Here is a 9,801-nt window from a genome sequence, read left to right as displayed (position 1 = left end):
CCTCGCTCACCAACCAGGAACCGGTGACGGAAGTGATTCGCCAAAGCCTGCCGGCCTCCCTGGAGCTGGGGGTGGTGGCCCTGCTGCTGGCTGCCGTTGTGGGTTTAGCGGTGGGCTTTTCCGGCATTGCCCGCCCGGAAGGGAAGCTTGATCTCGCCGGCCGGCTCTACGGCATCGGCACCTATGCCCTACCGCCCTTCTGGGCCGCGATGGTGGTGCAGCTGGTGTTTGCGGTGTGGCTGGGCTGGCTGCCGGTGGGGGGGCGCTTCCCGCCCACCTTGCTGCCGCCCGAGGGCAGCGGCTTCTACCTGCTCGACAGCCTGCGCAGTGGCCTGGCCACGGGCGAATGGCAGCTGCTGCTGGGGAGTGTGCGCCATCTGGTGCTGCCAGCGGCCACCCTGGGCCTATTGCTCAGCGGCATCTTCGCCAACTCGCTGCGACTCAATCTGCGCCGCACCCTCGGCTCCGATTACGTGGAAGCAGCCCGCAGCCGCGGCCTGGGCGAGGCCCGGGTGGTGCTGCGCCACGCCCTGCCCAATGCCCTGCTGCCGGTGCTCACGATCACGGGCATCACCGTGGCGTCGCTGATCGGCGGAGCGCTGCTGATCGAGGTCACCTACTCCTGGCCCGGCATCGCCTTCCGGCTGCAGGAAGCGATCGGCCAGCGCGACTACCCGCTGGTGCAGGGCATCGTGGTGGTGGTGGCCGGCCTGGTGGTGCTGGTGACGGTGCTGGTGGATCTACTGGTGGCCGTGCTCGATCCGCGCATCAAGTTCTGAGCTTGTCTCTGAAGCTCAAGCCTGAGCCTTAAACCTGAGCTTTAAACCTGAGTCTTAAACTTGCAAAATCCTTGCAAATCGGGAGCCTTGCTCCAGAAATGCAAGGATAAATAGTGTGTAAAAGCAGAGGAACCTGTGCTGCAGCGGCAGAAGCTGGCCTTGGTGCGCGAGCGGCTGAATCAGTTTCCCGCCGTGGCTCTGCTGGGCCCCAGGCAGGTGGGCAAAACGACGCTTGCGGAACAGATCGCCGCTGATCAAACGAGTCTCTATCTCGATCTGGAATCGCCAGGCGATCGAGCCAGGCTGAGCGACCCCGAGCTGTATCTGAGCAGCCATGCCGACAAGCTGGTGATCCTGGATGAGGTGCAACGGCTGCCCGAGCTGTTTGCCGTGCTACGGGGCCTGATCGACCAGGGCCGCCGCAGCGGCAGGCGGAGCCATCGCTTTCTGCTGCTGGGTTCCGCCTCCCTCGATCTGCTGCGCCAATCGAGCGAATCTCTGGCGGGACGCATCGCCTACCTGCAACTGGAGGGTTTCAACCTGCTGGAGGTGGGAGCACCGCAGCAGGAGCTGCTGTGGATTCGCGGCGGCTTTCCGGAGAGCTTTCTGGCCGGTGATGAACCCGGCAGCGTGATCTGGCGCAGCAACTTCATTCGTACCTACCTAGAGCGGGACATTCCCCAGCTCGGTGCTCGGATCCCAGCGGAAACCCTGCGACGCTTCTGGACCATGCTGGCCCACGACCAGGGAGGCCTCCTAAACACCGCCCAGCTGGGCCGGGGGCTGGGAGTGGATGGCAAAACGGCCGCGCGCTACCTAGATCTGCTGGTTGACCTGCTGCTGGTGCGACGTCTGCCACCATTCCACAGCAACACCGGCAAGCGGCTGGTGAAATCACCCAAGGTGTATGTGCGGGACAGTGGCGTGCTGCACACCCTGCTGGGCCTGGACAACCGGGAAGCGGTCCTGGGCCACCCGGTGGCCGGCGGCAGCTGGGAGGGCTTCGTGATCGAGCAGCTGCTCAGCGTCGCTCCCGAGCGCACACAGGCTTGTTTCTACCGCAGCGCTGCCGGAGCTGAAATGGACCTGGTGCTGGATCTGCCTGGGCCCGAGCGCTGGGCGATCGAGGTGAAACGCGGCCTGGCCGCGAAACCAGGCAAGGGGTTCCATCAGGCCCGGGCCGACCTGCAGCCAAAGCGGAGCTTCCTGGTTTACGCCGGTGACGAGCAATACGGCATCGGCGATGGAATCGAGAGGATCAACCCCAGCCAGCTCTGCACCTTGCTGCAGGCCAGCCGCTGAAGCTCACTCCGGCGGCAGCAACCCCTGCCAGCGGCGAGCCTGGTGGCGATCGAGCACATAGGCCCGGACGCCGTCCTGTTCGCGCCGCTGGGGGGAAAGCAGCAATGGATGCTCAAAGCCCTGCAGAAATTCGCTGGTGACGTTGAGCAGCAGCGCCTGCACCTTCAGGGGCTCGATGCCCACCAGCTCCTCACCGAGTCGAAACAACGCTTCGCCCCGGTTGTCGATACGCACCGGTGAGAAATGGCTGGCCCCCTCCACAAGCACCAGGCGGCTGTGGGGATGGGTGGCTCCAGCAAACACGGCCAGCTGCTCCTGCACCGGAGGCGTCACCAGATCGAGACTGCCGCCCACCAGCAGCACCGGCACGTTGAGGTCTTGCAGGCCGCGGTGGGGCCAAAGCAGGCTGCCGAAACCATTGAAGGCAACCACTCCCAGCAAGGGCGTGGCCTGGGACCGCAAGGGGCCTGCGCTGGCGTCGCCATCACCGGTGATCCGAGGCAGCTGGCACTGGAGCAGCCGCGACAGGTTGGTGAGCGGCAAGGACGCCAGGGCCAGCTCACAACGGCGACCAAGTCCCCGCTCCGGCACCAGGCCAGCCCCCATCAGCGCAGCCAGGCCACCAAGCGAGTGCCCCCCCAGCACCACTCCCTGCTCCCCCGCAGGCGCCGGGCCCAAAGCAGGCAGCTGACCCTCCCGCTGGGCCTCAAGCACGGCCTGCAGATCTGCCAGGCGCTGGGGCAGGGTTTCGGCCCCGGGCGGTGGGGCATCACCAAGCAGCGACGCCTGCAGTGCCTGCTGGTCGCTGCCGGGATGGACCACCACCAAGACGGGCCAACCCCGGTCGGCCAGAGCCGCCGCCAACCAGCTGAGCTGGTCGGCGCTGCCGCCCAGGCCCGGCATCAGCAGTAGCCAAGGGCCACGGCGGGCCTGCTGGGCAGGCCATAGCTCCAGAGGCAGGGGCGCCACCCGATGGGGCACCGGCAACTGCAGGCGCTGGGGCTGGCGCCGCACGGCGCTCGTAAACCCCAAAGGACTGGAGCTACGCCGGGGCAGGGGCAGCTGGCGCAACCGCTGGAGGGCAGTGTTTTGCCGCTTCAGCTGGCTGCGCCACTGTCCAGCCAGCTGCAGCGCCCCATCGAGGCGCAGGGTGACGCTGGCCACAGGCAGGGCCCGCAGCAGCTCCAGGGCGGAGACGCTGCTCTGCCGCTCCAGCAACTGACGCAGGCTGCTGAGCAGCAGCGGTGCCGTGCTGCGGTCAGCGGGGCCAGTGGTCAGCAGGCTGCCGGCTTCTTTAAGCATCTGCTCACCGGTCCAGCTGTTGAGCAGCTGCAGCCCAAAGCTGCGATCCCGCAGCAGCGGCGCCTGCAGCAAGCGGACCAGGTCGCGGCGACTCTGGGAATCCAGCAGCGTGAGCCACGCTTGCAGGCCATTCCCTGCCTGCTCGGGCTGGCGAGTCCAAGACTCCAGGGCCACCAGGTCGATGGGCAGCTCCAGGCCATCGAGTTGCAGCACCAACTCCTCGGCAGCCCAAGCAGGCATGCAGCCCAGGGCCAGAGCTCCGGCAAAGCAACACCAAAGGCGGAACGAGCGGCGAGCCAAGGCCAAAGGCAAGGGTTTCTTATTCTCCCGCGCCAGGGCGCCAGACTCACCTCACCTAGCTAACGGCCCGTTTGCGCCCCTTCCGTTCCGCCAGTCCGCCAGGTAACGCCAGTCCGGCGCAGTCCGGCTGGCTGGGCCAGTTTCCGGCGGCACTGCGCCAGGTGGCCCTAGTGCGCCTAGTGGCTTCATTTGGAGCCGGTGGGGTGCTGTACCTAACGCCGATCGTGTTCCACCAGGCGGCCTTCAGCGCCCAGTCGGTGACCCAGGGCTTGGCGCTGGCGGCGCTGGCGGGCACGGCTGGTCGCTTCATGAGCGGCATGCTGCTGGATCGGGGGCTGGCCTGCTCGATACCGGTGCTACTGGCCGCCCTAGCAGCCCTGCTGGGGGATCTGCGGCTGTTTGGCACGGCCAGCTTCCCGGGCTACGTGCAGGGGCAATTGCTGATCGGCATCGCTGCCGGGCTCTACTGGCCGGCGGTTGAGCTGGCGGTGCCCCTGGGCTGCCGCATGGGGCCTGCCCCGATTCCCACCGCCCGGGGCTATGCATTGGTGCGCAGCGCCGATGCGGCTGGGATTGCGGCTGGAGCCCTGCTCGGGGCGCTGCTGGCGGCGGCCGGCCATCTGCGGGGCATCTACCTGATCGACATCATCTGCCTACTGCTGGTGGTATTGCTGCTGCTAAAGCAGCCCCTGCAGCGGGCTAGCCCTGCCAGCTTCGATCCAGCCGACCACACCCCCTGGCGCCAATGGTTGCCGCCACTACTGCCGCTACTAGCGATCAGCCTGCTGGCCACCTCGCTACCGGCACTGATGCAGAGCGCCCTGCCCCTGGATCTGGTGCGCGGCGGCCTGGAGCGGGCCGCCATGCCCGAAAGCCTGGGGGCTCTACTAGTTGGCCTGCAGCTAGGCGTGCTGGTGCTGATCCAGTGGCCGGTGGGTCAGGCCCTGGCCAAGCGTCCGATAGCGCAGGGGCTGGGGCTGAGCCTGGCCTGCTTTGCCATGGGCACGGTGCTGCTGGCCTTTTCAGCCCTGAGCAGCCAGGGGCTTTGGCTGGTGCTGCTGGCCCAGCTGCCCCTGGCCCTAGGGGCAGCTGCTTTCCTGCCGATTGCCACCGCAGCGGTGATCGAGCTCAGTCCCAGGGAGCACCAGGGCTTGGCCATGGCTCTTTTTTCCCAATGTTTTGCCCTGAGCGCTCTAGGGGCGCCACTGCTGGCCGGCTTAGCCCTCGATGCCCAAAGACACGCCGGTGGCTTCTGGATCGGCATGACCCTGCTATGCCTGGCTGGCCTCAACCTGGTGAAGCGACTCAGTCCGAGGCCAGCTGCGGATTTTGGATCAGAAGGGGTGAGCTGAAACCCTGTCCAAAATGTGAAACCCAGTCCGATGTGAAACCCAGTCCGAAATCTGTACAAGCTGTACAAATTCCTGCACAGTTGCAAATCAGAGGGGGGTGGGGGCTCAGGGGCTGCCGCAGCCAGGGCCAAATCCAGGAATACCTGATCGTGGGGGTCGCGCACGCGGTAGGTGCTACTGGGGATCGCAGCGGACCAGCTTTCGCACCAGGGGAGCAGATCCTCGAGCAAGCGCTCCCGATCCGCAGCCGGGCCGTGGGCTCAGCCAATACGGGCGTGAGCCGACCCTTTTGCCAGCTGGTCCGTAGCCAGCTCAGCCGCCCTTGGCTAAACAACAGCGCAGACACCAGCACATTCGTGTCGAACACGGCGCGCAGCGGGGCCGGCCTCACGGTTGCCGCGCCCAGTTCGCCGCATCAGTCACGTCGGCCTCGCTGATGCCCAGCTCAGCCAATCGCGTGCGCACCGCATCGGCCCCACCGGGATGCAGGGGGGTGAGCTGGTTCTTGCTGGTGCGCTTGGCAACAACCATGGCAGGAATGCTGGGCACGCAGCCGCGAAAGCATTTCTTGCTTTAGTTCTTTCAGGGAATCCAGGGCAGGGGCTTTCGGGCGGATTGGGTCGGGGGCGCCTTGAAACACCCGGTACTGATTGGGGCGCCTAGCGGCCTGGGGTGTTGAGCGACGCGATCCTGATTTCCGTACAAGCCGTACGACTTCTAGAAGTTGTACGGATTCCGAGGGAGCCGTGCTTCAGGCCGAGGCCGGTGGTTGTTCTTGAGCGGAGGCCTGCTTAGCGACCCAGGCTTCGTGGGGCAGGGGCTCGGTGCCGTATTCCCAGTCGTCGTAGTCGGGATCATTGCGGATCTTCTGGTGCAGCTCCTTCTGCACATCGAAATCATGCTGCGATTCGGGCTGCAATTCGGGCTGCGATTCAGGAGGGGAGGAGGGTGCGGGTTGCTGGGAAGGGTCAGTCATGACACCACGGGGGCTTTTATCCATTCTGGAGCAACCCGGAGACGGCCCTATCGCGGCAACTGTCTAGCTGCATAAACGCATAGTTTGAGCACAACAAAGTTGGCGCATGGGGTCTCTAGAGGCGAACGCTCTGCTGGGCCAGCTGCTGGCGGAACTCAGCCACGGTGCTGGCCAAGCCTTCAGAAAGAGGGATTCGCGCCCGCCAGCCCAGCGCCGCCAGGCGGCTGACATCCAGCTGTTTTTTGGGGGTGCCGTCGGGCTTGCTGGCGTCCCAACAGATCTCGCCCTGGAAACCGGTGGCGGCCGCAACGGCCTCTGCCAACTCGCGGATGCTCAGGTCGATGCCCGTGCCCACGTTGAGAAACTGGAGCTGATCAGACCCGGGCTGCCAGTGCTCGAGGGCAAACAGGCAGGCCTCGCCGAGATCATCCCCATGCAAAAACTCCCGCAGGGGCTTACCTGTGCCCCAGCAGGTCACGCTGGGGGAGTTGGCCTCGGCTGCCTCATGGAAGCGGCGGATCAGGGCCGGCAGCACATGGCTGTTGGTGGGGTGGTAGTTGTCGCCCGGGCCGTAGAGGTTGGTGGGCATCAGGCTGATGGCATCAAAGCCATGCTGGGCCCGCAGGGCCTCACAGAGCTTGATGCCGCTGATCTTGGCGATCGCGTACCACTCGTTAGTGGGCTCAAGCGCCCCGCTGAGCAGGGCTTCTTCCCGAATCGGCTGCTCAGCGAGTTTGGGGTAGATGCAGCTGCTGCCAAGAAACAACAGCCGCCGCACGCCGCTGCGCCAGGCGCTTTCGATCACGTGGGTCTGGATTTTGAGATTCTCCAGCAAGAAATCGGCCGGATAGGCGCTGTTGGCCGCAATCCCGCCCACCTTTGCTGCCGCCAGCACCACGATCGTGGGCTTGTTGATGGCAAACCAGGCCGCAACCGCTGAGGGATCGAGCAGATCAAGCTGCTCGCGAGTGGCGCTGAGGAGGGCACCCCCCTGGGCCGGATCGCCATAGCCAGAGCGCAGCAAGGCGCGGCAGATCGCACTGCCGGCCATGCCGCGGTGGCCGGCCACGTAGATGCGGTCGGCGGCGGTGATCAGGGTCGATTGAGAGGCTGTCATTGGCGCTTCCAGATGGGGCGCCCCACCCGTTGCACATGGGCCCGCACCTCGGCATCCAGCTGATGCTGCAGCAGCAGATCCACCCGCCAGGGAAGGCACAGCTCATCCACGGCATGCATCAAACGCAGGAGATCGCTGTGGCCCAACTGGGGCGCCTCAAGACAGAGATCAATGTCAGATCCTGGCTGATGGCGTCCCATGGCCCGCGAGCCGAACAGCCAGATAGCCTCGAGCTGGGCTTGGTCTATGAGCAGATTCAGCAGTTGGCTCGCTGAGCTCTCTGGGATTCCGGGGAAAGCCGCTGGGCTAGTTGCTGGTGTAGGGGTGCAATGGTTGGTCATTGCTGCTCTTCTAGAACTCGCAATTTCAATCTCTGGCTTAGTTGCTGGAAGCAGGGCAGGTAGCTATTGAGGATCTGAGCTGCGATCGCATCAGCCGTAGCGCGGTTGTAGCTGTGGCTGGTGAGATTGCGATCTTGAATCATCAGCATCCAGCTTTCCCCCGCATCAATCAGGCCAAGGCGAAAGGCTTCCCGCAGGGTGTCACGCGAACCCAGCAGCGTCGTATTGCCCTGGCTGCGCAAGAGATCCCGCAAGGTATTCCAGGCCAGTTCAAATGTGTATTCAAAAGCTTTGATCAGCCCCTGCTGTTCGCGTTCGTTCAGCGCGGGTGGTTCTACGAAGGTTTCCAACTGAGCCAGCGCCCTGTTGTAGTTGCTGAAGCGCTGCTGCCAGCGGATGTCTTCTGCCATCAACTCACGCCGGCAGACTTGGTGGGTGGATTCTCCATCGAGCCCACCACCGCAAAGCCCTTGCGGCGCAGCAGGGCTTCTTTGGCCGCCTCTTGCTTATCGGCTGCCACCATCTCGGCCACCAGCTCTTCCAAGGTGGTGGTGGGGGTCCAGCCCAGCTTCTGTTGGGCTTTGGTGGGATCGCCGAGCAGGGTTTCCACTTCGGCGGGGCGGAAATAACGGGGATCGATGCGCACCACCACGGCGCCGGTGTCAGCGCGGCGACCGATTTCCTCCACGCCTTCTCCCTGCCACTCGATGGCGGGCCCACCAGCAGCAGCCCAGCCCAGCTGACTGGCTGCCAGCTCAATGAAACGCCGCACCGATTCCTGGCGGCCGGTGGCGATCACGAAATCTTCTGGGGTGCCGGGTTGCTGCAGCATGCGCCATTGCATCTCCACGTAGTCGCGGGCGTGGCCCCAATCGCGCAGGGAATCGAGATTGCCCATGAACAGGCAGCCATCGAGGCCTTCGTTGATGCGGGCCAGGCCGCGGGTGATCTTGCGCGTCACAAACGTTTCGCCGCGCCGCGGGCTCTCGTGGTTGAACAGGATGCCGTTGCAGGCATACATCCCGTAGGCCTCGCGGTAGTTCACCGTGATCCAGTAGGCGTAGAGCTTGGCCACGCCATAGGGGCTGCGGGGATAGAAGGGCGTGGTTTCCTTCTGGGGTATCTCCTGCACTAGGCCGTAGAGCTCGCTGGTGCTGGCCTGGTAGATGCGGGTTTTGTGCGTGAGCCCGAGCATGCGCACGGCTTCCAGGATCCGCAGGGTGCCGAGGGCATCGCTATTGGCGGTGTATTCGGGCGCCTCAAAGCTCACGGCCACATGGCTCTGGGCGCCGAGGTTGTAGATCTCATCGGGCTGCACCTGCTGGATGATGCGGATCAGGTTGGTGCTGTCGGTGAGATCGCCGTAGTGCAACACGAGCCTGGGATCGCTCTCGTGGGGGTCTTGGTAGAGGTGATCAATGCGACTGGTGTTGAAGCTGCTAGCGCGGCGCTTGATGCCGTGCACCGCATAGCCCTTCTCCAGCAGCAGCTCGGCTAGGTAGGAGCCGTCTTGGCCGGTGATGCCGGTGATCAGGGCGGTTTTGGCGGGCACGGTCATGGCGGTGGAAAGAGGGAATGGGGGCTGAAATGACCGGTAATGACCAGTAGAAGCTCTAGCGCGACTTCAAGCCTTATCCCTTAGTACGGGCAACTTAGCGATGGGCAGATTGAGAAGCCGCATGAAATCACCATCACGTTGCGCCGTTGCCCGGCGAGATCGCTGCCCACCGATGCCGTACGCGGTTCATCTGGTGGCTAAGGCGCCAAGGTGTTGAGCTGCTTGTCTGCTGGCAGGTGGCGCTGGAGCAGGGACCAGTAGCGCGCGGTGATGATCTGGGGCGAGGCAGAGCTGAGCAGCAGCTCGCGAGCGGCGGCACCACAGGCAGCGGCTAGCTCGGGTTGGACCCGGAGCTGGCGGATCCAGTCGGCTAGCTGGGCTGAATCACCATTGGCAAACCAGCGGCCGCAGCCGTGGTTTTGCACCAAGCGCTGCAGATCCGAGCCGGGGGGAGTGATCGCCGCGATCGGGGTGCCGGCGGCTAGGTGGCCGTAGAGCTTGCTGGGGGCCACCAGACCTTCGGCATCAATGCCCAGGCTCACAACGGCCAGATCGGCACTGGTGAGCGAATAGGGCAACACATCAAGGTCTTGATAGGGCAGGAAGCGACAGTTGCTGAGACCCCAGTCGTAGACAAGCTGGCGCACCCGCTGGTGCTGGGGCCCTTTACCGATAAACAGAAACTGGAAGCTGGGCTCGTCCTTAAGCAGCAGGGCCGCACCGAGCAGGGTGACCAGGTCGTGGCAACGGCCCTGGTTGCCGGAATAGAGCACG

At 64.7% G+C, this 9,801-nt stretch carries 11 protein-coding genes; 3 read left to right on the top strand and 8 right to left on the bottom strand.

Annotation, left to right across the window (positions count from 1 at the left end; all coding sequences use genetic code 11):
- Both KBY85_RS14780 and KBY85_RS14775 read left to right on the top strand, forming a co-directional pair.
- A partial coding sequence (locus tag KBY85_RS14780) for an ABC transporter permease (RefSeq protein ID WP_254962222.1) occupies positions 1 to 779 on the top strand: 779 nt, incomplete at its 5' end.
- A 135-nt stretch (positions 780 to 914) separates the two neighbouring features.
- On the top strand, positions 915 to 2,081 hold the full coding sequence (locus KBY85_RS14775) for an ATP-binding protein (protein ID WP_254932266.1): 1,167 nt from the start codon (positions 915 to 917) through the stop codon (positions 2,079 to 2,081).
- A gap of 3 nt (positions 2,082 to 2,084) precedes the next feature.
- Here KBY85_RS14775 and KBY85_RS14770 read toward each other — a convergent pair whose 3' ends face one another.
- Entirely contained in the window at positions 2,085 to 3,683 is a 1,599-nt protein-coding gene (locus KBY85_RS14770; protein WP_254932267.1) for an alpha/beta hydrolase, read from the bottom strand.
- A gap of 71 nt (positions 3,684 to 3,754) precedes the next feature.
- Here KBY85_RS14770 and KBY85_RS14765 point away from each other — a divergent pair, with 71 nt between their 5' ends.
- Positions 3,755 to 5,035 (top strand): MFS transporter, encoded by a 1,281-nt coding sequence (locus KBY85_RS14765; RefSeq protein WP_254962221.1) that lies wholly within the window; start codon positions 3,755 to 3,757, stop codon positions 5,033 to 5,035.
- A gap of 387 nt (positions 5,036 to 5,422) precedes the next feature.
- Here the strand turns inward: KBY85_RS14765 and KBY85_RS14760 are convergent, their stop codons facing one another.
- The 7 genes from KBY85_RS14760 to KBY85_RS14730 form a co-directional block, all read right to left on the bottom strand.
- Positions 5,423 to 5,566, bottom strand: a complete 144-nt coding sequence (locus KBY85_RS14760) for a hypothetical protein (RefSeq protein ID WP_254930831.1) — start codon at positions 5,564 to 5,566, stop codon at positions 5,423 to 5,425.
- Positions 5,567 to 5,786: 220 nt separating this feature from the next.
- Positions 5,787 to 6,011 (bottom strand): hypothetical protein, encoded by a 225-nt coding sequence (locus KBY85_RS14755; RefSeq protein ID WP_254930830.1) that lies wholly within the window; start codon positions 6,009 to 6,011, stop codon positions 5,787 to 5,789.
- A 115-nt stretch (positions 6,012 to 6,126) separates the two neighbouring features.
- Entirely contained in the window at positions 6,127 to 7,128 is a 1,002-nt protein-coding gene (locus tag KBY85_RS14750; RefSeq protein WP_254930829.1) for a GDP-L-fucose synthase, read from the bottom strand.
- Entirely contained in the window at positions 7,125 to 7,469 is a 345-nt protein-coding gene (locus KBY85_RS14745; RefSeq protein ID WP_254962220.1) for a nucleotidyltransferase family protein, read from the bottom strand. Before KBY85_RS14745 ends, KBY85_RS14750 begins: the two co-directional genes overlap by 4 nt.
- Positions 7,466 to 7,879 carry a nucleotidyltransferase substrate binding protein gene (locus KBY85_RS14740; RefSeq protein WP_254930827.1) on the bottom strand — a complete coding sequence of 138 codons (414 nt, stop codon included), beginning with the start codon at positions 7,877 to 7,879 and terminating at the stop codon, positions 7,466 to 7,468. Before KBY85_RS14740 ends, KBY85_RS14745 begins: the two co-directional genes overlap by 4 nt.
- Positions 7,879 to 9,027, bottom strand: coding sequence for a GDP-mannose 4,6-dehydratase (gene gmd / locus KBY85_RS14735; RefSeq protein ID WP_254962219.1), 1,149 nt, complete (start codon positions 9,025 to 9,027; stop codon positions 7,879 to 7,881). Before gmd ends, KBY85_RS14740 begins: the two co-directional genes overlap by 1 nt.
- Positions 9,028 to 9,224: 197 nt before the next feature.
- Positions 9,225 to 9,801 (bottom strand): glycosyltransferase (locus tag KBY85_RS14730; protein WP_254962218.1); only part of this gene is annotated, 577 nt, incomplete at its 5' end.

The organism is Cyanobium sp. BA5m-10, assembly GCF_024346255.1.
Lineage (GTDB): Bacteria > Cyanobacteriota > Cyanobacteriia > PCC-6307 > Cyanobiaceae > Cyanobium_A > Cyanobium_A usitatum.
Note: the sequence above shows the minus strand (reverse complement) of the source record. Positions and strands in the feature narration are given on the sequence as shown.